Origin of the sequence: Pseudomonas sp. 10B238 (assembly GCF_000970615.1) — a bacterium.
GTDB lineage: Bacteria > Pseudomonadota > Gammaproteobacteria > Pseudomonadales > Pseudomonadaceae > Stutzerimonas.
Genome location: NZ_KQ033928.1, coordinates 275,009 through 301,331 on the forward strand (window position 1 = coordinate 275,009; position 26,323 = coordinate 301,331).

Consider the following 26,323-nt stretch of genomic DNA (forward strand, 5'->3'; position numbering starts at 1 on the left):
GTCGCCCATTCTGCTCCGCAGGGTCAGCTGAGGCCGTGCGCTAGCGCATGTTGAACAATTCCTGATGGAAATCGCTGGCTGGCAGGCCGTGCTCGGTCAGGTCTTGGCGCAGTTGTCTGCCGAAGCGGGCAGGTCCGCAGAACCAGACGTCACGCTGCAGCCAGTCTGGCACCTCTTGGCGGATCTGGTCAGGCGTGAGCCGACCATGCTCCCTGGCCACCTGTACGTGCAGGCGTACCCGGGCGGACGCAGCGAGTGCTTTCAACTGCGCGATGAAGCGTTGGTCCGGTGCGCTGGTGCAATAGAACAGATCGATGGTGTTGTCCTTGCTGCTGCCCGCCAGCGCCTGTAGCCGGCTCATGAACGGGGCGATTCCAATGCCGCCCGCTACCCAGATTTGCCCCGCTTTGTGTCCGCTAAAATCAAAGCAGCCGTAAGGGCCTTCTACCGTAACCGCATCGCCGTTGTGCAGGGTTTGCGGCAAGCGACGGGTGTAGTCCCCGAGCCCCTTGATCGAGAAGGAGAGCTTGCCGTCGTTCTGCCAGGCGCTGGAAAGACTGAAGGGATGTGGTCCTTCCTGTTGGTCAAAGCTGGCAAAGGCGAATTGTCCGGGTTTGTGACCGGGCCAGGGCCCTTCCAGCGCCACATCCACACGCAGAACATGGTTGTCGGGGTGGTAGCTCAGGCCATCGATGCGGCCCACAACCTGATGTGCGCGTCCGACCTGGCGCAGCAGCGAAACAGTAGCGGCAAAGGTCCCGCCAATAAGCAGCACGGCTATCACCGCACCCAGTAGTGACGGCCAATAGGCGGGTGGCATCAGCAGGAGGCTGTGTACCGCCAGCACCAGATAGACCAGTGCCAGCCAGCGATGGGTTTTGAAGAACCAGCGGTACGGGAACTGTTTTGTCAGTGCGAGAACAATCAGTAACGCGGCGACATAGAAGGCCCATTCGCCGATGTCCTCAGCGAACCCCCGTTGCCCATGCAGCCAGCCGAGCAGGCCATCCTCGGCTTTGCCGGCGCCGCGTCGGGCAGGGGCTGCGAGCCAGCCCAACCCCACCAGCCATTTCGGAATCTGCGCCCAGCCCCAATGTACAGTTGATACCACCAACACGCCGATTCCCAGCCATTTATGCAGCCGATAGCTCTTGTCCAGGCCACCTAGCAGGCGCTCCAGCCACTGGGGGCGGATGGCGAGGTAGATCGCCACGCTCATTGCGCTGATGGCAAGAGCGCCACTGTAGTGAACCATGTCTGCGCGCAGCGGCCAGAAACGGGGATAGCCCCCAGTGATGCCGCCCGCAGTAGCGAGCCAGAGAAGGGTCACGGTGATGAACAATGTGACTAAGGCCAGTCTGATCCGTTGCATGGCGGTGCCCCCTGCTGTGATGAAGCATGAGAAGCATGCGCTTGCGATGCAGTGGTGGGCATGATCGTTATCAACGGCATTGATTAGTGAGCTAATTAACTGCGTCGTACAATCGCCAGCCAAATGTTTTGCGGAGTGATTCATCAGTGCAACCCGTGATCACCATCGAGCACCTCACCAAGACCTACGCGTCGGGGCATCCAGCGCTCAAGCAGATCGATCTGGAGATCCACAAGGGCGAGATCTTTGCCCTGCTCGGGCCCAACGGTGCAGGCAAAACCACGCTGATCAGCATCATCTGCGGGATCGTTAATCCCGGTAGCGGTCGAGTGCGGGTCGATGGCTTCGACATCATCGATGACTACCGCGCCGCACGTTCCAAGATCGGCCTGGTGCCACAAGAACTCTTCAATGAAGGGTTCGAGAGTGTCTGGGCGACGGTACGCTTTTCCCGCGGACTGTTCGGCAAGGCGCCGGATGACGCCTACCTGGAGCAATTGCTGCGCGACCTGTCGCTTTGGGACAAGAAGAGCGCGCGCATCATCGAGCTGTCCGGCGGCATGAAGCGCCGCGTGATGATCGCCAAGGCCCTGTCCCACGAACCGACCATTCTGTTTCTCGACGAGCCCACGGCGGGCGTTGACGTCGAGCTGCGCCGCGATATGTGGGAGATGGTCCGCCGTCTGCGTGAGCGCGGGGTAACCATCATCCTGACTACGCACTACATCGAAGAGGCCGAGGAGATGGCTGATCGCATTGGCGTGATCAGCAAGGGCGAGATCATCCTGGTCGAGGACAAGAAAGCGCTGATGCAGAAGCTTGGCACCAAGCAGCTGACCCTGCATCTGCAACGGCCGCTGGCCGAGATTCCGGCGGATCTGGCCAGCTATCCGCTCGAACTGGTCGACTCGGGCAATCACCTGGTGTTCACCTTCGATGCCCAGCACGAGGACACCGGCATCGCCGAGCTACTCAGACGGCTCGCCGAGCACGGCATCGACTTCAAGGACCTGCAGTCGAGCCAGAGTTCGCTGGAAGAAATTTTCGTCAGCTTGGTAAAGGGCAGCCGCACATGAATTTCCATGCAATCCGTGCCATCTACCTGTTCGAGCTGGCGCGCACCTGGCGCACGCTGCTGCAGAGTATCGCCACGCCAGTCATATCCACGTCGCTGTACTTCGTGGTGTTCGGTTCGGCCATCGGCTCGCGGATGGAGGCGATGCACGGCATCCCTTACGGTGCCTTCATCATCCCCGGCCTGATCATGATGGCGTTGCTTACCGAGAGCATTTCCAATGCGTCATTCGGCATCTACATGCCGCGCTATTCAGGGACCATCTACGAGGTGCTGTCGGCGCCGGTGTCGTACCTGGAGATTGTCATCGGCTATGTCGGCGCCGCGGCGACCAAGTCCATCATTCTCGGCCTGGTGATTCTGCTGACCGCTCGGCTGTTCGTCGATTACGAGATCGCGCATCCGTGGGTGATGGCGCTGTTCCTGGTGCTCACCGCGGTGACCTTCTGCCTGTTCGGTTTCATCATCGGCATCTGGGCAGATGGTTGGGAAAAGCTGCAGATCGTGCCGTCACTGATCGTCATGCCCTTGGCCTTTCTCGGTGGCAGCTTCTATTCCATCGAAATGCTGCCGCCGCTCTGGCAGAAGGTCACGCTGTTCAACCCGGTGGTCTACCTGATCAGTGGCTTCCGCTGGAGTTTCTACGGGGTTTCCGACGTTAACGTCGGTATCAGCCTGGCCATGACGCTGGGCTTCCTGGCGCTGTGTCTGGTGCTGATCTGGTGGATCTTCAAGACGGGTTATCGCCTGAAGAATTAGCCGGGTTTCTCCGTGCGCTGGCCGTTTTGTAGGGTGGGCTTCAGCCCACCGTGTTGGGGGCAGGTCGGTGTTGGTGGGCTGATGCCCACCCTACGGTTTGGGGCGGGTCGAGGCCGAAGCCGAAGCGGTGCTGCGGGGCGTCGGCCTTGTCGGGGTGGCAGAGAACCGTCGCACCTGTAAAAAAGCCCCGTCCGGCTTTCGCTGGCGGGGCTTTTTCATGCGCTTGGCCGTCTCGTAGGGTGGGCCGGGCGGCGTTCCGCTTCAGCCCACCGAGTTGGTGACAGCTCCGCGGGGGTGGGCTAAAGCCCACCCTACGGATTGGAGGCGGGTCAGAGCCCGGCAGCGGCGCGCAGGGCGTCGGCTTTGTCGGTCTTTTCCCAGGTGAAGGCGGTGAAGGTGTCGTTACCGACCGTCATTTCCACTGGAGTACGGCCGAAGTGACCATAGGCTGCTGTGGCTTTGTACATCGGGTGCAGCAGGTCGAGCATGGTGGTGATTGCGTACGGACGCAGATCGAAATGCTCGCGGACCAGAGCGACGATCTTCTCGTCGCTGAGTTTGCTGGTGCCGAAGGTATTGATGGAGATCGACGTTGGTTGGGCCACGCCGATGGCGTAGGAAACCTGGATTTCACAGCGCTCGGCCAAGCCGGCGGCGACAATGTTCTTCGCCACGTAGCGGCCAGCGTAAGCAGCCGAACGGTCGACCTTGGACGGGTCCTTGCCGGAGAAGGCGCCGCCGCCATGACGGGCCATGCCGCCGTAGGTGTCGACGATGATCTTGCGTCCAGTCAGGCCGCAGTCGCCCACCGGGCCGCCGATGATGAACTGGCCGGTCGGGTTGATATGGAACTGGGTGTCCTTGTGCAACAGCTCGGCCGGGATCACGTGCTTGACGATCAGCTCCATCACCGCTTCCTTGAGGTCCGAATGCTTGACCTCCGGGTTGTGCTGGGTGGAGAGCACGATGGCGTCGATGCCGACCACCTTGCCGCCTTCGTAGCGGCAGGTGACCTGGCTCTTGGCGTCCGGACGCAGCCACGGCAGCAGGCCGTTCTTGCGCGCTTCAGCCTGGCGCTCGACCAGTGCGTGGGAGAAGCGGATCGGAGCCGGCATCAGCACGTCGGTTTCGTTGCTGGCGTAGCCGAACATCAGGCCCTGATCGCCGGCGCCCTGGTCTTCCGGCTTGCTGCGGTCGACGCCTTGGGCGATGTCCACCGACTGCTTGCCGATGATGTTGATGATGCCGCAGGTGGCACCATCGAAGCCGACTTCCGAGCTGTTGTAGCCGATGTCGATGATGACGTCGCGTACCAGCTGCTCAAGGTCGACCCAGGCGCTGGTGGTGACTTCGCCAGCGACGATCGCAACGCCGGTCTTGACCAGCGTCTCACAGGCCACGCGGGCATGCTTGTCCTCGGCGATGATGGCGTCCAGCACCGCATCGGAAATCTGGTCGGCAATCTTGTCCGGGTGCCCTTCGGACACGGACTCGGAGGTGAAAATCGAATATTCGCTCATCTATCGGTTCCTAATTACCGGTGGGTGAGTCGGCTGTCAGGGGCGAGCCGGGAAAAGTACCGGGTCTGGATCTGAAAACCGTTCTTCAAGCCAATGTAGAGGCTCTCGCCGGGCGTGAGCCCCGCGGCATCGGCCCAACGGGCCAGATCATCCTGTTCGAAGCCCAACCAGAGGTCGCCGCAGGCCTCCCTGGCCCAACTCTGGTTGTGGCTGCACAGCTCGGTGATCAGCAGGCTACCGCCCATGTTCACCAGCCGTGCAAGTTGCTTGAGTGCTTCACCCGGCGCGGCCAGATGATGCAAAACCATGTTCAGCACAACGCAGTCGGCTGACGGACATTCGTCCTGCAACGCGTCGGCAAGTTTCAACTCGACATTTTCCAGCGCATCCCGCTCGCAACGTGAGCGAGCCAGCTCGAGCATCGCCGCACTGTTGTCCACCGCGAGCACTCGAGCGAACCGATGTGCCAGTTCGGGCAGAAAGCTACCGTCGCCGGGGCCTACTTCAAGTGCTGTTGCCTGGGCTGGAAGATTCAGCGCATCGAGCAATGCGACCACGCTGTCGCGGTACTGCGGGAAGCCGGCGATCATGTCCTGCCGCGCCTGGAAGCTACCGGCCATCCTTGCGAAGAAGTCTTCACTGGCGGCACTGCGCTGGGCATGCACCGCGGCAATGCGCGCCTGCACATCGAGCGGCAGGCTCAGCTGATCCACCTCTTCGAGCAGGGCTGCATGCAGCCTGCCGCCAAGGTTGTCGCTCTGGGGCAGGGCGCGGCGATAGAAGATCGCATTGCCTTCTCGGCGCGTCGCCAGCAGGCCGGCCTGGGTCAGTACCTTGAGGTGATGGCTGATGCCGGATTGTCCGGTGGCAAAAATCTGCGCCAGCTCGAGCACGCCGAACGAGTCGCTGGCCAGTGCGCGCAGTACGTTCAGCCGCAGCGAATCGCCGCCGGCTTTGCACAGGGCGGCGAGCTGATCGCTGTCGTCGAAAGATATCTGGGGAATGCGCAGGCTCATAGGCAGCGCAGTCTAGTCGGTCGATTTTCGTCCAGCAATGCCAATATCAAAAAGTTTTGATATTGGACAAGCGACGCCTTAGCTGATCAGGCTGTTGACGCCCATGCCGCAGGACACCAGACCCAGCGCCAGTAGAAAGAAATTGGGCAGCAGATCGAGTAGCCCCTGCAGGCGGTCATTGCTCGACAACTGGCGTGACACCAGGCTGTAGGTGATCAAAATCGAAACATCGACTAGTGCCCAAATGGCGATCAGCGCCAGCGCCTGCGGCGCGAAGGGTTGCGCCGGCAGAATGAAGCCTGGCAGAAAGGCGAGAAAGAATAGGATGTCCTTGGGGTTGGACAGTCCGACCGCCATGGCCCGCCAGAAGTAGTGCGATTGCGGGCGCGGCAGCTCCTTAGCTTCTCCACCGCCGCCGCAAAGGCCGTCGGCACCGAGCCAGATCAGGTAGAGCCCGCCGAGCACCTGGCCCCATTCGAGAATCACCGGTTTCAGGTCCAGGGCCAGGTAGATCACCATCAGCGCAGCGATCAACAGCATTTGCGCCGAAAGCACACCGCCGAGAATGGTCCAGGCCGGCCAGCTGCGTCGGGCGTCGGCGATAACCAGCGCGACGACCGGGCCAGGGGAGGCGATCAGCAAGGCGACCGCGGCTGCAAAGGCGAGATAGGTGGCGTTCATAGCTCGGTTACCAGTTCGAAGATGCGCGATTGCTTGCCCAGCTTTTCGGTATAGAAGCGCAGGTTGCAGCTGGCGAAGGTGCGCTGCATCCAGCGATCGCTGCCATCGAAACGGGCAGTGAAGGGGCTGCGTGCGTGTGCCGTGCGACGGTTGTCGATAATCAGCAGATCGCCGCGCGTGAGGCGCACTGGCTCGACCACTTCCCATGCAACGGCGCGCAGTCGGTCCAGCGCGCGCTGAGCCCGATCGCTGTAGGCGACCATGAATTGCGGATCGAAGCGCAGAAAGGGGGCGTCAGGGTCGCCGTACAGCACGGTCTGATGCTTGTTGATATCGATGCGTTGGTTCTTTTCGCTGTGGCCGTAGTCGGACAGAAAGTTGTAGGGCTCGTTGAGAAAGAACACCTGGTCTTCGTAGGAAAGTCGCTCGAGGATGCGCTCGGCCGACGCGATGTAGGTGACGGCCTCGGCAGCCGGATCCTGACGCAGGCAGAGCAGCAGCAGGTAGTCCGGCTGGATGGCGTGGAAGGCATTTTCGGTGTGAAGGTCGAGTTCGGTGTCGAAGCTGTCAGAGGTCGCGGCACGTGACTGCGTCTGCTGCGGGAAGAAGTTGTTGACGATGCAACCGCCCGATTCCTGCACGTAGCCGATCGGCTCTCCCAGCAGCGCCGTGGCCTGCAAGAGCAGGCGCTCGCTGCGGTCGTCGATCTTGTTAAGGTCGGTGCGTGAGGCGGGCGTCGGCGGGATTTGGCCGATTTCCGTGTCTTCCAACAGAACAAAACCCTTGGCGTTGCCGAACAGCTTGAAATCAAGGATGTCCGCTATCTGCGCCTGACTGAGCCCCCCGTGACGAATACTGGCAGACAAAAGTTGATCGAACTCGCGAGTGGGCATGTCATCCTTCCCTAGCGTTATACAAGGCAGAGGCCTCTTATTGAGTCGGTGCCAGCGCACGGCTGGCCCGATTGCCGGCGAGTATTGGTGGGCCCTGGAGGGTTGCAAAATGGAAAAAACGGCCATCTCCGATGAGTTTTACTCATGCCGGAGGCTGGTGGCATGACGTTGCGCATGCCGCCGCTTTACGCGTTGCGTGCCTTTGAGGTCGCGGCACGCTTCGGGTCATTTACACAGGCCGCTGAAAGCCTGTGCATCACCCAGAGTGCTGTTAGTCGGCACGTGAAGACGCTGGAAGAAAGCCTCGGCTGCTCGCTTTTCGAGCGGCGCGGTTCGCGATTGGCGCTGACCGACACCGGACGGCTGCTCGCACAGGAACTCAAGGTCGGCTTTCGTACCATCGAAAACGCCTGCATCGCCATTAACCGCCAGCAGGACGCGCTCCGGCTGAAAGCCCCTTCCACCCTGACCATGCGCTGGCTGCTCGGTGCGCTGGAGAATTTCCAACTCACCCATCCGCAGGATCGCGTGCAACTGACCAGTGCCTGGATGGATCTCGATTCGGTGGACTTCCACAACGAACCCTTCGATTGCGCCATCCTGCTGGGGCATGGCGGGTTTCCGGCAGACTGGAACCGGATCAAGTTGTTCGATGAATGGCTGGTGCCGGTGTGTTCGCCGGACTATCAGGGGGGATCACCCTGGACGGCTGCACGCCTCGCTGATGCAGAGCTGATTCACCCGTCGCGCGACTGCCGAGACTGGCGCCGCTGGCTGCAACGTGTCGGTTGGGTCGAGGCTGTCGCCTGGCAGCAGGGCAAGCTGTTCGACACGCTGGAGCTGGGGATTTCCGCAGCAGCACAGGGGCATGGCATCTCGATTGGCGATCTGGCCCTGGTCGACGCCGAGTTGCGCAAAGGCTCGCTGATGCTGCCGTTCGACCAGGCAGTGCGCTCCGGCGACAGCTATTACCTGGTCTGGCCGGCGGCGGGAGAGCCGCCCCTGACGCTGACGCGCATGAAGGAGTATTTGCTGCAACATTTGCCGGACATCGGCAGCTGTGGCGTCAGGCTGCTCGACTAATTAGAGGGCATTGGCGGCCCCGCGGCGCTTATTCAGTCATTGCCCCGCCACCCGCGGTAGGGGAAAATGGCCGCCTTTTTCCGCCCCCTTCGTTTCAGAAGCTACCCCGCAGGAGATTCAGCGATGCCCAGCCGTCGTGAGCGAGCCAATGCCATCCGCGCCCTCAGCATGGATGCCGTGCAGAAAGCCAACAGCGGCCACCCGGGTGCCCCCATGGGCATGGCGGACATCGCCGAGGTTCTCTGGCGCGATCATATGAAGCACAGCCCGACCAACCCTCTATGGGCGGACCGCGACCGTTTCGTGTTGTCCAACGGCCACGGCTCGATGCTGATCTACTCGTTGCTGCACCTGACCGGTTACGACCTGTCCATCGACGACCTGAAGAACTTCCGGCAATTGCACAGCAAAACCCCGGGCCATCCCGAGTTCGGCTACACCGCCGGCGTCGAGACCACCACCGGTCCGCTGGGTCAGGGCCTGGCCAACGCCGTGGGCTTCGCCTTGGCGGAGAAGGTTATGGCCGCACAGTTCAATCGTCCTGGCCACGACATCGTCGATCACCACACCTATGTGTTCATGGGCGATGGCTGTCTGATGGAAGGGATTTCCCACGAAGTCTGCTCCCTGGCCGGCACCCTGGCGCTGAACAAGCTGATCGCCTTCTACGATGACAACGGCATCTCCATTGATGGCGAAGTCCATGGCTGGTTCACTGATGACACGCCGCGCCGCTTCGAGTCCTACGGCTGGCAGGTCATTCGTAACGTCAATGGCCATGACGCCGACGAAATCCAGATCGCCCTCGAAACCGCGCGCAAGAGCGACCGCCCGACGTTGATCTGCTGCAAGACCATCATCGGCTTCGGCTCGCCGAACAAGCAGGGCAAAGAAGAATCCCATGGCGCCGCGCTTGGCGACGCCGAGATTGCCCTGACCCGCGAGGCGTTGGGCTGGAAGCACGGCCCGTTCGAAATCCCCGCTGACATCTACGCCGAGTGGGATGCCAAGCAGAAGGGCGCGGACGCCGAGAACGAATGGAACAAGCGCTTCGCTGTCTATGAAACCGAATTCCCGGCCCTGGCCGCCGAGTTCAAGCGCCGCATGGCCGGCGAGCTGCCGGAAGACTTCGCTGAGAAAGCTTCGGCGTTCATTCGCGAAGTTGCCACCAAGGGCGAAACCATTGCCAGCCGCAAGGCCAGCCAGAACTGCCTGAACGCTTTCGGCCCGCTGCTGCCGGAACTGCTTGGTGGCTCGGCGGATCTGGCCGGCTCCAACCTGACGCTGTGGAAGGGCTGCAAGCCGGTGGTCGCCGAGGATGCCTCGGGCAACTACATGTACTACGGCGTGCGCGAGTTCGGCATGAGCGCCATCATGAACGGCGTCGCCCTTCACGGCGGCCTGATTCCCTACGGCGCGACCTTCCTGATGTTCATGGAGTACGCGCGCAACGCAGTGCGCATGTCGGCGCTGATGAAGCAGCGTGTACTCTACGTCTTCACGCATGACTCCATTGGCCTTGGCGAAGACGGCCCGACTCACCAGCCGATCGAGCAGCTCACCAGCCTGCGCACCACGCCGAACCTGGATACCTGGCGTCCGGCCGACACAGTCGAGTCCGCTGTCGCCTGGAAGCATGCGGTCGAACGCAAGGACGGCCCGAGCGCGCTGATCTTCTCGCGCCAGAACCTGCCGTATCACATCCGCGACAACGAAACCGAAGCGTCCATTGCCAAGGGTGGTTACATCCTCAAGAACTGCGTCGGCGAGCCGGAGCTGATCCTCATTTCCACCGGTTCGGAAGTTGGCCTAGCCGTTCAGGCCTACGACAAGCTGACTGAGCAGGGCCGCAACGTGCGTGTCGTCTCGATGCCGTGCACCAGCGTCTTCGATGCCCAGGATGCGTCCTGGAAGCAGCACGTGCTGCCGGTGGAAGTTGGCGCGCGCATCGCCATCGAGGCGGCGCATGCCGACTATTGGTACAAGTACGTCGGCCTCGACGGCCGCATCATCGGCATGACCACCTACGGCGAGTCGGCCCCGGCTGGTCAGCTGTTCGAGGAGTTCGGCTTTACGGTCGACAACATCCTTGCGGTGGCTGAAGAGCTGCTGGAAGACTGATAGATAAGCTGGGAGCTGGAGCCTGAGTAAGGGGCTTCCAGCTCAGGTTTGCGAGATCACAGCAGCTGAGAAGTGGCGGCTCAACATCGGAGTGGCGGCGGCACGAGCCACTTCGAGTGTCTGGCTTCCAGCTTCCAGCTCGCATAAGGCGAGCCGCGAATGCCCCGAAATGTCCCCTACCGCATTGCCCTCAACGGCTACGGTCGCATTGGTCGCTGCGTGTTGCGAGCCTTCTATGAGCGCAACGCGGCCTTCGATTTCGAGATCGTCGCCCTCAACGACCTCGCCGACATGGCCAGCCTTGAGTACCTCACCCGTTTCGACTCTACCCATGGCCGCTTTCCCGGCGACGTGGCGGTGGAAGGTGATTGTCTGCATCTGAACGGCCACTGCGTAAAGGTCTTGCGCGAGTCGACGCCCGAAGCGGTCGATTGGCGCGATCTGGGCGTGGACCTGGTGCTCGAGTGTTCCGGTGCCTACAACACGCGTGCCGGCGGGGAGCGCTTTCTCGCGGCTGGTGTTCCACGAGTATTGTTTTCGCAACCCATGAGCGGGGCCGCTGACGTCGACGCGACGGTGGTCATGGGCATCAACCATGAGCAGCTGACGGGAGCCGAACGACTGGTCTCCAACGCGTCCTGCACTACCAACTGCGGCGTACCGCTGCTCAAGCTGCTCAACGATGCCATCGGGCTCGATTACGTCTCGATCACCACGATTCACTCGGCGATGAACGATCAGCCGGTCATCGACGCCTATCACCACGATGATCTGCGCCGCACGCGGTCGGCCTTCCAGTCGGTGATCCCTGTGTCGACCGGTCTGGCAAAAGGCATCGAACGCCTGCTGCCGGAACTCTCGGGGCGGATTCAGGCCAAAGCCGTGCGGGTGCCGACGGTGAACGTGTCCTGTCTGGATATCACCGTGCAGACCTCCCGCGATACGGATGCGCCGACGATCAATCGGATTCTGCGGGAAGCCGCGCTATCCGGCCCGTTGAAAGGCCTGCTCGCATATACCGAGCTGCCCCACGCCAGCTGTGATTTCAACCACGACCCGCATTCTGCGATCGTCGATGGCAGCCTGACCCGCGCCTCCGGGCCGCGGCTGGTGAACCTGCTGGCCTGGTTCGACAACGAGTGGGGTTTCGCCAACCGCATGCTGGACGTGGCCGATCATTATTTGCGCGTCGCCCACCGCGCCTAACCGTCACTGTCTGGCGGGCTTTACCTGGCCGGCCGCAGCTTACAAAAATCGCCGTTCTTGAACTTAAGGAAGATCACATGACCGTTTTGAAGATGACCGACCTCGACCTCCAGGGTAAGCGCGTGCTGATCCGTGAGGATCTCAACGTGCCGGTGAAGGATGGCGCGGTTAAAAGCGATGCGCGCATCCTCGCTTCGCTGCCAACCATCAAGCTGGCACTGGAAAAGGGCGCAGCGGTGATGGTCTGCTCACACCTGGGCCGTCCGGAAGAGGGCGTCTACAGCGAGGAAGACAGCCTCAAGCCGGTCGCTGATTACCTGAGCAAGGCGCTCGATCGCGAGGTCCCGCTGGTCAAGGATTACCTGAACGGCGTCCAGGTGCAGGCGGGTGAGCTGGTGCTGCTGGAGAACGTGCGTTTCAACAAGGGTGAAAAGAAGAACACCGACGAGCTGGCGCAGCAGTACGCGGCGCTGTGCGATGTGTTCGTTATGGACGCCTTCGGCACTGCGCACCGCGCCCAGGGTTCGACCCACGGCGTGGCCAAATTCGCCAAGGTGGCCTGTGCCGGCCCGCTGCTCGCAGCCGAGCTGGATGCCCTGGGCAAAGCGCTGAAGAGCCCCGCTCAGCCGATGGCAGCCATCGTCGCCGGCTCCAAAGTCTCCACCAAGCTGGACGTGCTCAACAGCCTGAGCCAGGTCTGCAACCAGCTGATCGTCGGCGGTGGTATCGCTAACACCTTCCTCGCTGCGGCCGGCTTCCCGGTGGGCAAGTCGTTGTACGAAGCCGATCTGGTCGACACCGCCAAGGCCATCGCCGCCAAGGTCAGCGTGCCGCTGCCGGTCGACGTGGTCGTGGCCAAGGCTTTCGCTGAAGATGCTGAAGCGACCGTCAAGGCGGTCGCGGACGTCGCCGAAGACGACATGATTTTGGACATCGGCCCGCAGACCGCAGCCAACTTCGCCGAACTGCTGAAGTCGTCGAAGACCATCCTCTGGAATGGCCCGGTCGGCGTGTTCGAGTTCGATCAGTTTGGCAACGGCACCAAGGTGCTGGCTCAGGCCATCGCGCAAAGCCCGGCATTCTCTATCGCTGGCGGCGGCGACACGCTGGCGGCTATCGATAAGTATGGCGTGAGCGAAAAGATTTCCTACATTTCTACCGGCGGCGGTGCTTTCCTCGAGTTCGTTGAAGGTAAGGTTCTGCCTGCTGTGGAAGTGCTGGAGCAGCGAGCAAAGTAAAACGGCTGATGGCCTTTTGTCGTTACAAGCGTAACGGCAAAGGCAACCCCTGCGACTGGTTGCTGTCTCTGTTCTGTCCAGACGAGGAATGGAGACTCACCATGCGTTACGCCGCAATAGCTGTTTGCTGTCTTGGCCTGGCCGGTTGTGCCGGAGGTTCACCAGACTCGCTCTGTGAAGTGATCGACCCGCCACCGGTACAAAGCCCGACTGCGCAGAACGATCAGCGCATTGAGATGCAGAGCACTGGCGATCCGACGGCAGTTACCGCTGCCGACGTCCAGGACTGTTCCTGAGCCCGCTAGGAGAACCGATGAAAGGCCTGCTCATTTCGATTGCTGCATTGCTCCTTGCCGGGTGCGGCCATTGGCAATCCGGCCCGGACGCACCCTTCGTAGGCTGGAAGTGCCAGAGCACGCAGAATATTGCCTGGCGCTATGCTGATGAAAGCCGCCAGATGGTGGAGCTGAAAATCGGCGACAGTCAGCAAGTCCATAGGTTGCGCAAGGAACCCGTGACCCGTGGTGCTTTCTATAGCGATGGCGTTGTGGCCTTCCACGACAAGGGGACAGGCGCGCTGGTCTATCGCCTGGCTGATGACAAGCTGCTCGCCCATGGTTGCAGTGCGTCGTTGATCAACATCTGATCGAAAAGGCGGGCGATTTCCCTGTTTTGCGGCGTTTTCGCCGGGCCTGATGGCTTTTGAGCCGTCCACCACTACAATGCCGCGCCATACCGCGCGGTGCTTGAACAGCGCCGGCCCCTGCGGCAGGCTTTACATGATTAAACGACCCTAACCGGGAGAAAGGAAAACATGGCACTCATCAGCATGCGCCAGATGCTCGACCACGCCGCCGAATTTGGCTACGGCGTGCCGGCCTTCAACGTAAACAACCTCGAGCAGATGCGAGCCATCATGGAAGCGGCCGACAAGACCGACTCCCCGGTGATCGTCCAGGCTTCGGCCGGTGCTCGTAAGTACGCAGGCGCGCCGTTTCTGCGTCACCTGATCCTCGCGGCGGTAGAAGAATTCCCACATATCCCGGTGGTCATGCACCAGGATCACGGCACCAGCCCTGACATCTGCCAGCGCTCCATCCAGCTGGGCTTCAGCTCAGTCATGATGGACGGCTCGCTGCGTGAAGACGGCAAGACGCCGTCCGATTACGAATACAACGTCCGCGTCACTCAGCAGACCGTCGCCTTCGCCCACGCCTGTGGCGTGTCGGTGGAAGGTGAGCTGGGATGCCTGGGCTCGCTGGAAACCGGCATGGCTGGTGAGGAAGACGGCGTCGGTGCCGAAGGCACCCTGGATCACAGCCAGCTACTGACCGATCCGGAAGAAGCCGCTGACTTTGTTGCCAAGACCAAGGTCGATGCCCTGGCCATCGCCATCGGCACCAGCCACGGCGCCTACAAGTTCACCAAGCCGCCAACCGGTGACACCTTGTCGATCCAGCGCATCAAGGAAATCCACAAGCGCATTCCCGATACCCATCTAGTCATGCACGGCTCCTCCTCCGTTCCGCAGGAGTGGCTGAAAATCATCAATGAGTACGGTGGTGACATCAAGGAAACCTACGGCGTGCCCGTCGAGGAAATCGTCGAAGGCATCAAGTACGGTGTACGCAAGGTCAACATCGACACCGATCTGCGTCTGGCGTCCACCGGTGCGATCCGCGAATTCATGGCGAAGAACCCCAGCGAATTCGACCCACGCAAATACCTGGCGAAGACCGTAACTGCGATGCGCGACATCTGCATCGCCCGTTACGAAGCCTTCGGTACCGCCGGCAATGCATCGAAGATCAAGCCTATCTCCCTGGACGCCATGTTCGAGCGTTATGCGCGCGGCGAACTCGACCCCAAGGTCAACTGAGTCGAAGCGTTGATGACGAGCCCGCCTAGTGCGGGCTCGTTGCGTTATGAGGGGGCTAAATCAGAGGGGCGCGGTTCGGCCAATAGCTGCTGGATCTGGCTGCGCAAGGTGTCTAGCGAGAAAGGCTTGGCCAGGATCGGTGCGGAGCGCGCGATGTCGCTGCCCGATTCGTAGATTTCGATTGGGTAGCCGCTGATGAAGATGACCTTGAGGTCAGGGCGCAGCTTCAGTGCAGGTTCAGCGATCATCACCCCGGACACGCCGCCAGGAAGACGGAAGTCAGTCACCAGCAAATCAAGTTGCGGCTTTGTCGCCAGGATCTCGAAGGCCTGCGGCGCGCCTGCCGCCTCCAATACCTTATAGCCTTCGCCTGCGAGGTAATCAGACAGCAGGGCAAGAATGTGAGGTTCGTCCTCGACGAGTAGAACGACTTTATTGGGTGCTTGGCTCATCGGAGCAATTCTCGATGTGTTTCATGAACATAGTGCGGCGTAGGGGTATTAATTCACGCGAATCAGCGTTGGAGCCAGCGCCGTACAGCAAGTTCAGCGATGTGCAGCCATCCGTCAACTGCTTTGCTGTGCATTTACGCGGTTTCCGCGGTTTCACATGCGTTGGCAATCGACAATCGTGCCGTTAGGCTCGCCTCTTCATCACCGGAGCTCGCTCATGCCTGACGAAAATCATCGTGCCATTTCAGAACTGACGTTGGACGATTACCGTACCAACGCCGAAGCGTTTCGCGAGGGCACCCGAGACCACGACGTCAGCCAGAACATCGACGCCTTGCTGCGGCATATCCAGGGTGAGCCGCCGCTGCGCATTCTCGATCTTGGCTGCGGGCCCGGGCGGGACCTCAAGGCATTCACCGAGCGGGGGCATATTGCCGTTGGCGTCGATGGAGCCGAGCCCTTTGTCCGGATGGCACGTGCCGACACCGGCTGCGAGGTGCTGCACCAGAACTTTCTGGAGCTGGATCTGCCGAGCGGAACCTTTGACGGCATCTTTGCTAATGCCGTGCTGTTTCATCTGCCCAGCAGCGAAATCACTCAAGTCTTGGCGAAGCTGCGCGAGGCGCTGCGTCCGTCAGGCGTGCTGTTTTGCTCAAATCCACGTGGCGACAATCAGGAAGGCTGGAGTGGCGCTCGCTACGGCACCTGGTACGACTGGCCGACTTGGCAGCGCTTACTGCAGTCCGTCGGGTTCATTGAATTGGAGCATTACTATCGCCCGCCAGGGTTGCCGCGCGAGCAACAGCCGTGGCTTGCAAGCGTCTGGCGCAAGGCTTGAGCGCAGGACAGCGAACTTCGATGTTTGTTCTTCAGCAACGCAGAATGCATGCCGTTAGCGTAACCGTCATGCGTTTTGCATGTGTACAAAACGCTATTATGTGACGCAAGTCACTGAAATGATGCGGATTTTTGTGGTCGGCCGGTTGGCATGATCGATGCTCTAGCTAGGTACGCTGGAACATAACCGGAGTACACAATAATGATTGCCGCTGAAAAAGTTCTCTCTGCCGCGTTTCCTGAATTCGAAGTCATCACCGCACCTCGTCCGGATGGTGGGCTTCTGCTAACGCTTCGTAATGATGATAGGGACGTCATCAAGCGGGCCCTGTCCAAAGGACAAACCCAGACCGACATTCAGCTGGAATGGGTCATCAGCTCGGTCCGCCGTGATCTCGCATTGGAAGCGGGAATGTCGCCGGCCATTGCCCGCTTGCAGAGCCAGAGCCGCACCGGGTTACCTACCTACGAGTACGCCTGAGACCTACGGCAGGCCTGCACTGCCATAGGCCTGCCGTTCTCAAACATGCCTCCCCCATGCTGACGATCGGACCGAAGAGTCTGAATGCAGCACAAACCTGATCGAGGAAATGTCCATGAATGCCATCGACCTGTTGATTGACGATCACGAGAAAGTCAAAGACATCCTGACGCGCCTCACCGATACCACGGAGCGTGCGGTCAAGACCCGTACCGAGTTGCTGCAAAAGCTGGAGATGGAGGTGTCGATCCATACCCAGCTGGAAGAACAGATTCTCTATCCAGCCTTCAAGGAAGCAGGCGGAAAAGAGGAAAAGACCATGTATCACGAGGCCAAGGAAGAGCACCGTGCGGTCGATTCGCTGGTATTGCCTGACCTCAAGGCAACTGACCCGTCGACGCTCGAATTCTCCGGGCGCGTGAAAGTGTGCAAGGAACTGCTCGAGCATCACATCGAGGAAGAAGAGTCCGAGATGTTTCCTTCTGCGCGTGAACTGTTTAGCGAAGACAAACTGAACGAGATGGGGCAGCAGATGGAAGCGCTCAAGACCCGCCTGAAGAAAGAATTTGCTGCCAAACAGGCAGCTTGATTTAACGATGCCGGGGCGCAATGCCCCGGTCTATTTAGGCCTACGAAAGCACTAGGCTTCGCTCGGCGCCTCGCTGATCTGAATCAACATCCCTGCTCAACGCTACTGTCAGGCTTGGTGGCCTAGTGCTACTTGGTGGCGGTATTGCCTGCTCGTAGCGGGTCAAACGAAAGGAGCCACGCTTGGCGGCTTCAGAGTAGGTGACGGATGGAAGACGAGCTAAAGGAATTGCTGAAGCGGATTGGTCTCGGGCCTGAGGCGATCCGTACGCGCATGCGCTTTCTGGAGTGGCAGTCAAGCGATGGCGCACGGTTGAACAGTGCCGCCGCCGATGTGGACGATGCGCATGCCAAGTTCATTGAGCGCCTCTATACCCACATGGCCGCCTTCGAGGTTCCGACGGCGCTGCTTACCGATCCCCAGCGGCTGGTGCGACTCAAGCATAGCCAGCGAAGTTATTACGAACGGCTGTGGAATGGCCCATACGACCGTAGCTATGTAACCGACCGTCTGTTGGTCGGGCTGGTGCATCAGCGTGTGGGCGTCGACCTGGAGTGGTATCTGGGCGCCTATCGCCTTTACCTCGGCGACATGCTGGCGGAGCTAGTGGGTGATGCGCCGGGCTATGGCGTGTTCGACAGCCTGCTCAAGGCAGTGTTCTTCGACATGATTCTCGCGATCGACACCTACACGGTGGCGCAGCGTCAGGCCCTGGAAGACAGTGAAGCGCGGTTGGCCCGTGCCATGAGGGGCACCGAGGATGGCATCTGGGACTGGCACATCGATGCCGATCAGCTCTATCTCTCCGAACGCTGGATGGCCATGCTGGGCCTTTCCGCTGAGCCCGGATACACCAGCGACAGCTGGTTCAATCGGGTCCATCCGGATGATCTGGCGGGGCTGCGCGAAGCCATTTCCGCGCATCTGGGTGGTCGCACGGCATCGTTGAACCATGAGTACCGCATTCAAACCCACTACGGCGAATACCTCTGGGTGCAGGTGCGCGGCGTGGTCGAACATTGCGAACGCAGCGGGCGGCGCATGGCCGGCTCGCAAACCAACATCAGCGCGCGCAAGATCGCCGAAAGTTGTCTGCACCACGCGGCCCGTCACGATCCGCTCACCGGGCTAGCGAATCGTCTGCATATGGATGAGCTCCTCAAGGCCGCGCAGCAGCGGGGCGGGGTACGGGACTCGGCGCTGTTATTCGTCGATGTCGATCGTTTCAAGCTGATCAATGACAGCCTTGGTCACCGTGTCGGCGATCAGGTGCTGGTGGAGGTTGCTCGACGTCTCTCCGGTTGCCTGCGCCCCGGTGATCACCTTGCTCGTTTCGGGGGCGATGAGTTCGTGGCGTTGCTGGGCGACCTTGCGTGCGCCAGCGACGCCGAGCGCGTGGCGCAGCGCATGCTCAACGCGCTGCGGGCGCCCTTGCAGCTGGCTGAGCGAACACTTTCGCTTAGTGCCAGCATCGGTATCGCTCCGTTACAGCGTGACGGCAAACCGCTAGATGCATTGCAAGCCGCCGATCTGGCGTTGTACCGCGCCAAGAACGCCGGCAAGAACCAGTTCGCCTTGTACTGCGAAGGGCTGCAAAGCACGGCGCAGCGTCAACTGGAGCTGGAAAGCAATTTGGCGCAAGCCCTGGAACGCAACGAGTTCACGCTCTGTTACCAACCGATATGCCGTCTGGTTGATGGGCAAGCCCATCTGGCTGGGGTTGAGGCGCTGTTGCGCTGGCAGCATGACGGGCGCTCGGTCGGGCCTCAGGAGTTCATCCCGATACTCGAGGAGTCGCGGGAAATCGTCCGGGTCGGCGAGTGGGTGTTGCGAGAGGCCTGTACGCAGGTGCGACGCTGGCAGCAGGCCGGTCAGGCGCAGCTATACTGCTCGGTGAACTTGTCGATTCGGCAGCTGCAGCAGGCCGACTTCATCCACCGTCTCATCGCCATTCTTGGCGAGACGCAGCTGCCCGCTTCGAGCCTGGTACTGGAGATCACCGAGACCCTGCTGATGCAGCACAGCGACGCGGTGCTGATGACCCTGCAGGAAATCGCCGACCTCGGTGTGCGGCTGGCGCTGGATGATTTCGGAACTGGCTATTGCTCGCTCGGCTATCTGAAACAGTTTCCCCTGCACATTCTCAAGGTCGACCGCAGTTTCATTGCCGGGGTGGCGGAAGATGCGGATGCCGCCGTGATCAGCCGGGCCATCATCGGGTTGGGTCAGAGCCTCGGTCTGACGGTAGTCGCCGAGGGCGTCGAAGAAGCGAGCCATCTAGCCTTCCTCGAGGCCGAATGCTGCGAGTACGCCCAGGGTTATCTATTCAGCCGACCCCTGTTGGCCGACGCGCTGCGACAACGCTTCCGTGATGACCATTGCGTCGACGGGCTTTGGCAGTTGGCCGTGTCGGCCTAGGCCGCCTGCCTATCGGCAGCTGCAGGCCGCCACTCAGAACCGTCGGGCGGCCTGGACACTGGGGCGGGGCACTCCGGGATGTCTACAGGGTCAATTTTGATAAGGATTGACTCATGCCCGCAGGCTACTCGCGGGATAGATGCTTGGAGGTATTGATGCGATTGGCCTATCTGTGTGCCCCTGTTCTTGGCCTGGTCCTGGTGGGTTGTGGACAGGATGACCTTGATCGGGAGGTGGCGACGCCCGAACCTGCGATCGAAAAGCCTGAGCCGCCCTTCACGGGTGCGCCACCCTCCAATGATGGAGAGGGCGCCGGTCCTGAAGCTGGTGCACCACTGGCGACCGGTGCAGAGGGCAACATGGACACAGCGCCAGCGGATAACGGCAGCGGCCTGGGCACAGCGTCCGGCGCGGGTACCGCTCCCAACACCACACGCGGCGCATCAGGCGCTGTTCAGTAAACTTCCGAATGATCTGAATGCATGTGCCGAAGCCGCCCAACATGAGGCTGGCGCACTGCACGGCAGGAGAAATGATATGAAATCCAGACTGATTGCCATCACTGCAGCACTTCCGCTCGCATTGACACTGGTCGGCTGCTCGCCAGACGACGAGCCGTCGGCGCTGCGCAATGTCGAACGGAACCAGCAGGAGTACCAGAACACGGCTACCGACCCGGCCGGCCCGCGTGAAATCTCGCCGCCTTCCAACATGACCAATCAGTAGTCGGGCTAGGCGTATTGCGCGGCGGCGTAGCCCGAGGCCCAGGCCCACTGGAAGTTGAAGCCACCAAGGTGGCCGGTGACATCCAGAACCTCACCAACGAAATACAGCCCCGGTGATTTCTGCGATTCCATTGTCTTGGATGACACTTCCTTCGTATCCACGCCGCCGAGGGTTACCTCGGCCGTCCGATAGCCCTCGGTGCCTGCCGGCACCAGGCGCCAGCAGCCCAGTTGCTCGCCAATTTCGATCAACTCGTTGGCCGAATACTGCTTTAACGGTTTAGAGACGAACCAGTGTTCTGCCAGGAGTCCGGCCATCTTGCGGGTAAACAGTTCGCCGAGCAGGGTTTTCAGCTCGGTATTGGGGCGCTCGCGACGTTGCTCGTCCAGCCACTCGCTCAGGTTCAGGTGCGGCAACAGGTTGATCTCGATGGCGTCGCCCGGCTCCCAGTAGGAGGAGACCTGCAGAATCGCCGGACCGGACAGCCCGCGATGGGTGAACAGGATGTTTTCGCGGAAGCTCTGGCCGTTGCAGCTGACCAGGCAATCCTCTACTGAGGTCCCCGACAGCGCCTCGCACATCGACTTCAATTGTGGCTCGGTGATGGTGAAGGGCACCAAGCCTGCACGGGTCGGCAGCACGGTGTGGCCGAACTGCCGCGCCACTTGATAACCGAATCCGCTCGCGCCGAGGGTCGGAATCGACAAGCCGCCTGTGGCGATCACCAGCGACTGGCAGGTTACCGGTCCTGCATCGGTCAGCAGCTGGTAGCCATCATCCGCGTTGTCTATGGTTTGTACGGCCGTCTCGAGCCGCAAGTCGACGCCGGCCTGCTCGCACTCGTCCAGCAGCATACCCAGGATGTCGCTCGCCTTGTTATCGCAGAACAGCTGGCCCAGCTTCTTCTCGTGGTAGGGCACGCCGTGACGGCTGACCAGCTCGATGAAGTCCCACTGGGTATAGCGGGCGAGCGCGGATTTGCAGAAATGCGGGTTGCCGGAAAGGAAGTTGGCCGGCTCGGTGTAGAGGTTGGTGAAGTTGCAGCGGCCACCGCCTGACATGAGGATCTTTTTGCCGGCTTTGTTGGCGTGGTCGATGAGCAGGACCCGTCTGCCCCGGGCGGCTGCTGTGAAGGCGCACATCAGCCCGGCAGCCCCTGCGCCGATTACTACCACGTCCGTCTGCACTGCCAGCTACCTCGCCCGGAAAATGCGCGATGGTACTCCTGCCGCTCGCTGGCTGCAGCTCGGTGTTCCCGCATCCGACGAGCCGGGCATCCCAAACGGCGCTGGTTGTGATTAGCTAGCGCTGGTGGCGCTTCGCCATGAGTGTGCGGGAGAGCGTTATGACAAGAATAAAAAAAATTATGGTTGGAATGCTGCTGTCGACCAGTGCGTCGGTTTCTGCCGAAGTGCTGAGACTGGCAGGTGATGCCTGGCCGCCGTACACGGACCAAACCTTGCCCGGCGACGGGTTGTCGGTCGAGCTTATCCGCACGGCGCTTGGTCGAGCGGGTTATGACGTCACCTACACCGAGGTGCCTTGGGAGCGGGTGGTGCTGGGGTTACAGCAAGGCAAGTACGACATCATCAACGACTGGTTCACGACCCGGCATGCAGACTACGCAACGTACAGCCGTCCCTTCCTGAGCAACCGGGTGCGTTGGGTACAGCGGCAGGGTGCGGGCATCCGCTATGAGGGACGTGAAAGTCTGCGCACTTATGACATCGTGCTGACCAATGGTTATGCCTATAGCGATGAGCTGGCAGACGATTCAACACTCAACAAAGGCTACGCCAATAACTTCGTGCAGGCGGCTCGAATGCTGCTGGCCGATCGCGCTGATCTGGCCCTTGAGGACGAGCGTACTGTGCTGTTTCACTTCAACGGCTCGCTCAAGGATGTGAGTGATGGGCTGAGTTTCGTACCGGGTGAATTCAGCATTCGCGACCTGTCGCTGGTGGTGCGTGATGATCATCCGCAGCAGCCTGCAATCATTGCGGCCTTCAACCGCGAGATCGAGGCGATGGTCGAGGATGGCACCTACGCGGCCATCTTCGCGCGTCATGGTCTCCCTTCGCCGAATTCGCTGCCTCAGCCTTGAGCCTGCGGAGGTTGCCGCAGCAGGTGCGCGGCCATGCTGCGTAGTGGTGCTAGCTGCCGGCAGATCAGTCCCAACTGGGTCTGCAGCAGACGATGGCTATCGTCGAGGTCTTCCGAGGTCTGCTCCAGCTGTTGCGCCAGCGCTTCCTCTGCTTCGCTGTAAACGGCAACCGGTTGGTTGTGTTGCAGCCCGTTGGCCAGCTCGTCGAGGCTGCTCGCCAATTGCTGTGCCGCGCTTTCCAGCATTTCGTCACGCGCATCGTCGGGCAGACTCTCGCGGTGGGCGCCCAAGCCCGACAGGTAGTTGAGCAGCGTGTGCGAGAGGATCAAGAAGCGGAAGCCGGTTTCCGCGTCCTTACGGAAATGCCCAGGTTCCAAGAGCATGTTCGACAAGGTGGTGGAGAGCGCCGCGTCGGCGTTGTGTGCGTTGCGCCGCGCCAGTCGATACGCCAGATCATCACGCTTGCCGCTTTCGTACTGAGTCATGATTTGCCGTAGATAGTCGGCGCTACGCGCGAGCGTATTGGCGACGACCTGATTGAGGCGCCGGCCCTGCCAGTCCGGCAGTACGAGGAACACGGCGGCCGCCGCGATCAGGCTGCCCAGGATGGTGTCGACCAGCCGTGGCCAGAACAGCCCATAACCGTCGCCCACCTGGTTGAAACAGAACAGCACCAGCAGCGTGATCGCCGCGGTCGCCAAGGTGTAGCGGCTGCTGCGAGTAGCGAAGAACACGACGCCCGCGATCACGGCGAACAGCGCCTGTATCTGCTGGCTGGGAAACAGATCGAACAGCGCCCAGCCAACAGCCAGGCCGAGTGCCGTGCCCGTCACGCGCTGGACCAGCTTGATCCGCGTGGCGCCGTAGTTGGGCTGGCAGACGAACACCGTCGTCAGCAATACCCAATAACCCTGTTCGGGGTGGATCGTGTGGAGCACGGCATAGCCACAAAGCAGCGCCAAACTCATGCGCAAGGCATGGCGGAACAGCAGCGAGGTGGGTGTCAGCTGCAAGCGGATACGGTTGAACGCATCCCGCAACGATTGTGGCTGCCGATCCAGCAGGCTGCTGTCCTGTTCCCCTTCCAGGGCATCGGGGTTGGTCGCCGTGGACAGCTGGCGCTGCATGGTTGCTAGGTTGCCGGACAATGCCCGCAGTGAGCGCAACAGCCCGCGCCACGCCGGGTTGCTCTGCAGCCGCAGGTGTTCGAGCGACGACTCCAGATCCGCCAGTGCCTGTGCATTGGCCTCGCTGTAGCGAAACGGCTGACGCAGCTGGACGGCATTCGCCAGGTCCACGCAAGCCAAGCCCTGCAAGCGTAGCAGCCTGCCGCAACGAAACAGTACGTCGCTGTGAAAGAACGCCTCGGCCAGCTCCTGGTAAGGATAGTGCGAGGAGCTGACGCGCTCGTGCAGGTCCTGTGCAAGGAAGTAGAGCTTGAGGTAGTGGCTGATCTTCGCTCCGGGCCGACCGTTGCCCAGGCGATGCAGCAGGGTTTCCTTGGTGGCATTCAGCGCGCTTACCACCTGGCCGTTCTGCTGCGCCAGTTGCAGGCGACGTTCTTCCACATCCAACTGGCGCACCGGCTCGAACAGGGCGGCCTTGAGTTTGTAGTACTGCCCCAGCTCCCGGTACAGGCGAGCCAGACTTTGCTGTACGGGCTGGTGCGCAAAAAGCGCATTCCAAACGACGGAAAGCAGGCCGTACCAGGTCGCGCCCGCCAATAACAGCAGCGGGTCGCGCCAGGGATGCAGCGCCTCGCCGCCACGCTGGTCGGCTGCGATCATGCTGTAGATCGAGAGAATCAAGGTTGCCTGGGCGATGGTTGCGTAGCGTTCGCTCAGTGCACCGAGCATCACCAGGCCGAACGCTGATGCCGCCATGCCGAGCGCGAACAGCAGAGGGAAGGGGAACAGCAGCTGCACCGAAGCCGCGGCAATGCTGAAGCACAGCAGTGTGACCAGCAGTGCCGATAACCGCCCTAGCCAGCTGTCGTCGGTTTCCGCCAGGGCGCTCGCAATGACGCCGAGAAACAAGGGTATCGCCATCGATGGCTGGGAGAGGTACCAGCTCAATCCCATGCTGCCGGCCAGTGCGATCAGTACGCGAAGGCTGTAGCCGAACTTGTCCAGTGCCCAGAGCTGGCGCAGGGAATGGCTGAGCGAGGGTGAGCGCATAGAACGAGTCGGACCTGGCTGGGAGAAGAAGGTAGGACGTCGGCCGTGGGCTGACGTCACGGCAATCGAAGCAAAGCTTATACCGTCCATCCGTCTCGCATCATCGGAACGAAACCGCACGGTCATCGTTTAGCCGCATTCGTCAGGCTTCATTCATGCCGCCCCCTCCCATTCCTATAAAAGAGGACACCGCATGAACCGTGAACACGATGCCAGCCGCCGCAGCCTGCTAAAAGGTGGTGCTATCACCGCCGCCGTCGTCGCCAGCACGCCGTTTCTCGGCACGCTCGAAGCCTTCGCTGCACGTAACGCACAAGGTCGCGGCGCCGGCCTGGTTCGCAGCAGCTACGGCCCGTTGCGTCCGACCAAGGACCTGAGCACCGGTCTGGAATTGCTCCAGCTTCCCGATGGATTCCAGTACAAGAGCTTTTCATGGACTGGCGACCTGATGGAAAACGGTCAGCCTGTACCCACGTCGCATGACGGCATGGGCGTTATCGAGGTACGTCGCGGCCAGCATGGCCCGGAAATCGTGCTGGTGCGTAACCATGAAGCCAGCACCGGCCCGCTGATCGACGCCACCGGCATCTACGATGACGTGACCCTGTCCAACGGCCAGCGTCCGGCCGGCGGCACCACCAACCTTTATGTCTCCCGCGACATCATGCAGCCGGTACGCACCCTGCCGAGCCTCGGCGGAACCCGTACCAACTGCGCCGGCGGTGTCACGCCGTGGGGCACCTGGTTAACCTGTGAAGAGAACACCTCTGACTACCGCAGCGTGGGTGGTCTCGCCCACGGCTATGTGTTTGAGGTGACGGCCGACCCGGCGCTGACCACTGGCGAGCCGATCGTGCAGATGGGTCGCTTCCGCCACGAAGCGGTCGCAGTGGACCCGCGTAACAGCTATGTCTATTTGACGGAAGACGCCCGCAACCAATCCGGCTATTATCGCTATATCCCCACTGACGCGAGCCAGCAGCCAGGTTCACTTGCCTCGGGTGGAATACTGCAAGCCGCTCGGGTGCGTAATCGTGCGTTGATCGACCTGCATGCGCCGAAGCAGGGCGACAGCTACCAACTGGAATGGGTGGAAGTATCGAATCCGGACCTCGAGCCTCAGCCCGAAGGCAGCGGCCCATATGTTCAGGCGCGTCAGGCTGGCGGCCTGAGCATGAGCCGCGGCGAAGGGATCTGGTACAGCGAGGGCAAGCTCTACATTGTCGACACCAGTGCCGGTACCGACAGTCAGGGCCGCCCCGGTTACGGCCGTGGGGCGGTGTGGGTGCACGATCTGGCGAATGACCGCTTGACCTGCATCTTCGCGTCCACCGACGCCGAAATCGCCAACAACCCGGACAACATTACGGTCAGCCCGCGCGGCGGTGTGCTTCTGTGCGAAGACGGTGGTGGTGTGCAGGACGCTTTCGGCTTTGGCGAACGCCTGCTGGGCCTGACCACCGCGGGGGAGGCGTACATCTTCGCCAAGAACAACGTGGTGTTCGATGACGTCCAGGCCGCTGCGGCCGGGAAGAACGCTTCGGGCGGCGACTACCGCAACCGTGAGTTCTGCGGCGCCTGCTTCGATCCGACCGGACACTTCCTGTTCGTCAACATCCAGACCCCCGGCATCACCTTTGCCATCTGGGGTCCCTGGGCTCGCGGTTCGCTGTAAGTCCAGTTCTGATGAGCCCGA

At 61.2% G+C, this 26,323-nt stretch carries 25 protein-coding genes; 17 read left to right on the top strand and 8 right to left on the bottom strand.

Annotated elements, in window-relative coordinates; genetic code table 11:
- Positions 1 to 40 precede the first annotated feature (40 nt).
- Positions 41 to 1,372 carry a ferredoxin reductase family protein gene (locus tag RT21_RS03545; protein WP_046161635.1) on the bottom strand — a complete coding sequence of 444 codons (1,332 nt, stop codon included), beginning with the start codon at positions 1,370 to 1,372 and terminating at the stop codon, positions 41 to 43.
- Between the two features lie 146 nt (positions 1,373 to 1,518).
- Between RT21_RS03545 and RT21_RS03550 the strand changes: the two genes are divergently transcribed.
- Both RT21_RS03550 and RT21_RS03555 read left to right on the top strand, forming a co-directional pair.
- Complete coding sequence (locus RT21_RS03550; RefSeq protein WP_046161636.1) at positions 1,519 to 2,448, top strand: ABC transporter ATP-binding protein; 930 nt, start codon at positions 1,519 to 1,521, stop codon at positions 2,446 to 2,448.
- Positions 2,445 to 3,206, top strand: a complete 762-nt coding sequence (locus RT21_RS03555) for an ABC transporter permease (RefSeq protein WP_045423768.1) — start codon at positions 2,445 to 2,447, stop codon at positions 3,204 to 3,206. Before RT21_RS03550 ends, RT21_RS03555 begins: the two co-directional genes overlap by 4 nt.
- A gap of 329 nt (positions 3,207 to 3,535) precedes the next feature.
- On the opposite strand, the gene metK is transcribed toward RT21_RS03555, so the two are convergent.
- The 4 genes from metK to RT21_RS03575 form a co-directional block, all read right to left on the bottom strand.
- On the bottom strand, positions 3,536 to 4,726 hold the full coding sequence (gene metK / locus RT21_RS03560; RefSeq protein WP_046161637.1) for a methionine adenosyltransferase: 1,191 nt from the start codon (positions 4,724 to 4,726) through the stop codon (positions 3,536 to 3,538).
- Between the two features lie 14 nt (positions 4,727 to 4,740).
- Entirely contained in the window at positions 4,741 to 5,742 is a 1,002-nt protein-coding gene (locus RT21_RS03565) for an ArsR/SmtB family transcription factor (protein ID WP_046161638.1), read from the bottom strand.
- A 78-nt stretch (positions 5,743 to 5,820) separates the two neighbouring features.
- Entirely contained in the window at positions 5,821 to 6,423 is a 603-nt protein-coding gene (locus RT21_RS03570; RefSeq protein ID WP_046161639.1) for a LysE family translocator, read from the bottom strand.
- The gene (locus tag RT21_RS03575) at positions 6,420 to 7,316 is read right to left on the bottom strand and encodes a TauD/TfdA family dioxygenase (protein ID WP_046161640.1); all 897 of its coding nucleotides are present in this window, start codon (positions 7,314 to 7,316) and stop codon (positions 6,420 to 6,422) included. Before RT21_RS03575 ends, RT21_RS03570 begins: the two co-directional genes overlap by 4 nt.
- Before the next feature lie 162 nt (positions 7,317 to 7,478).
- Between RT21_RS03575 and RT21_RS03580 the strand changes: the two genes are divergently transcribed.
- The 7 genes from RT21_RS03580 to fba all read left to right on the top strand — a co-directional run bounded on the left by RT21_RS03580 (position 7,479) and on the right by fba (position 14,843).
- Positions 7,479 to 8,399, top strand: a complete 921-nt coding sequence (locus RT21_RS03580; RefSeq protein WP_101152963.1) for a LysR substrate-binding domain-containing protein — start codon at positions 7,479 to 7,481, stop codon at positions 8,397 to 8,399.
- A gap of 123 nt (positions 8,400 to 8,522) precedes the next feature.
- Positions 8,523 to 10,520, top strand: coding sequence for a transketolase (gene tkt, locus RT21_RS03585; protein ID WP_046161642.1), 1,998 nt, complete (start codon positions 8,523 to 8,525; stop codon positions 10,518 to 10,520).
- A 159-nt stretch (positions 10,521 to 10,679) separates the two neighbouring features.
- Positions 10,680 to 11,726 (top strand): erythrose-4-phosphate dehydrogenase, encoded by a 1,047-nt coding sequence (gene epd, locus RT21_RS03590; RefSeq protein ID WP_045423780.1) that lies wholly within the window; start codon positions 10,680 to 10,682, stop codon positions 11,724 to 11,726.
- Positions 11,727 to 11,803: 77 nt separating this feature from the next.
- Complete coding sequence (locus tag RT21_RS03595; RefSeq protein ID WP_046161643.1) at positions 11,804 to 12,964, top strand: phosphoglycerate kinase; 1,161 nt, start codon at positions 11,804 to 11,806, stop codon at positions 12,962 to 12,964.
- Between the two features lie 101 nt (positions 12,965 to 13,065).
- Positions 13,066 to 13,260, top strand: a complete 195-nt coding sequence (locus RT21_RS03600) for a hypothetical protein (RefSeq protein WP_046161837.1) — start codon at positions 13,066 to 13,068, stop codon at positions 13,258 to 13,260.
- A 17-nt stretch (positions 13,261 to 13,277) separates the two neighbouring features.
- Positions 13,278 to 13,610, top strand: a complete 333-nt coding sequence (locus RT21_RS03605; RefSeq protein ID WP_045423784.1) for an MliC family protein — start codon at positions 13,278 to 13,280, stop codon at positions 13,608 to 13,610.
- Positions 13,611 to 13,778: 168 nt separating this feature from the next.
- Positions 13,779 to 14,843 carry a class II fructose-bisphosphate aldolase gene (gene fba, locus RT21_RS03610; RefSeq protein WP_046161644.1) on the top strand — a complete coding sequence of 355 codons (1,065 nt, stop codon included), beginning with the start codon at positions 13,779 to 13,781 and terminating at the stop codon, positions 14,841 to 14,843.
- A 44-nt stretch (positions 14,844 to 14,887) separates the two neighbouring features.
- Here fba and RT21_RS03615 read toward each other — a convergent pair whose 3' ends face one another.
- The gene (locus RT21_RS03615) at positions 14,888 to 15,295 is read right to left on the bottom strand and encodes a response regulator (RefSeq protein ID WP_045423787.1); all 408 of its coding nucleotides are present in this window, start codon (positions 15,293 to 15,295) and stop codon (positions 14,888 to 14,890) included.
- A 217-nt stretch (positions 15,296 to 15,512) separates the two neighbouring features.
- Between RT21_RS03615 and RT21_RS03620 the strand changes: the two genes are divergently transcribed.
- From RT21_RS03620 to RT21_RS03645, 6 genes are all read left to right on the top strand, one after another.
- On the top strand, positions 15,513 to 16,133 hold the full coding sequence (locus RT21_RS03620; RefSeq protein ID WP_101152855.1) for a class I SAM-dependent methyltransferase: 621 nt from the start codon (positions 15,513 to 15,515) through the stop codon (positions 16,131 to 16,133).
- Positions 16,134 to 16,334: 201 nt separating this feature from the next.
- Positions 16,335 to 16,613, top strand: coding sequence for a DUF3509 domain-containing protein (locus RT21_RS03625; protein WP_045423791.1), 279 nt, complete (start codon positions 16,335 to 16,337; stop codon positions 16,611 to 16,613).
- Between the two features lie 115 nt (positions 16,614 to 16,728).
- Entirely contained in the window at positions 16,729 to 17,202 is a 474-nt protein-coding gene (locus RT21_RS03630) for a hemerythrin domain-containing protein (RefSeq protein WP_045423793.1), read from the top strand.
- 207 nt (positions 17,203 to 17,409) lie between these two features.
- Entirely contained in the window at positions 17,410 to 19,620 is a 2,211-nt protein-coding gene (locus tag RT21_RS03635; protein ID WP_046161646.1) for a putative bifunctional diguanylate cyclase/phosphodiesterase, read from the top strand.
- 155 nt (positions 19,621 to 19,775) lie between these two features.
- The gene (locus RT21_RS03640) at positions 19,776 to 20,081 is read left to right on the top strand and encodes a hypothetical protein (protein WP_046161647.1); all 306 of its coding nucleotides are present in this window, start codon (positions 19,776 to 19,778) and stop codon (positions 20,079 to 20,081) included.
- Between the two features lie 76 nt (positions 20,082 to 20,157).
- Positions 20,158 to 20,346, top strand: coding sequence for a hypothetical protein (locus RT21_RS03645; protein WP_046161648.1), 189 nt, complete (start codon positions 20,158 to 20,160; stop codon positions 20,344 to 20,346).
- 5 nt (positions 20,347 to 20,351) lie between these two features.
- On the opposite strand, the gene RT21_RS03650 is transcribed toward RT21_RS03645, so the two are convergent.
- Positions 20,352 to 21,533 (bottom strand): BaiN/RdsA family NAD(P)/FAD-dependent oxidoreductase, encoded by a 1,182-nt coding sequence (locus RT21_RS03650; protein WP_082082103.1) that lies wholly within the window; start codon positions 21,531 to 21,533, stop codon positions 20,352 to 20,354.
- Positions 21,534 to 21,691: 158 nt separating this feature from the next.
- On the opposite strand from RT21_RS03650, the gene RT21_RS03655 reads away from it, so the two are divergent.
- Entirely contained in the window at positions 21,692 to 22,450 is a 759-nt protein-coding gene (locus RT21_RS03655) for a substrate-binding periplasmic protein (protein ID WP_046161650.1), read from the top strand.
- On the opposite strand, the gene yccS is transcribed toward RT21_RS03655, so the two are convergent.
- The gene (gene yccS / locus RT21_RS03660) at positions 22,441 to 24,627 is read right to left on the bottom strand and encodes a YccS family putative transporter (RefSeq protein ID WP_046161651.1); all 2,187 of its coding nucleotides are present in this window, start codon (positions 24,625 to 24,627) and stop codon (positions 22,441 to 22,443) included. The two genes, RT21_RS03655 and yccS, sit on opposite strands and share 10 nt — an antisense overlap.
- 193 nt (positions 24,628 to 24,820) lie before the next feature.
- Between yccS and RT21_RS03665 the strand changes: the two genes are divergently transcribed.
- A complete protein-coding gene (locus RT21_RS03665) occupies positions 24,821 to 26,302 on the top strand; it encodes a PhoX family protein (RefSeq protein WP_046161652.1) in 1,482 nt (493 codons plus the stop codon).
- The last annotated feature ends 21 nt before the right edge of the window (positions 26,303 to 26,323 follow it).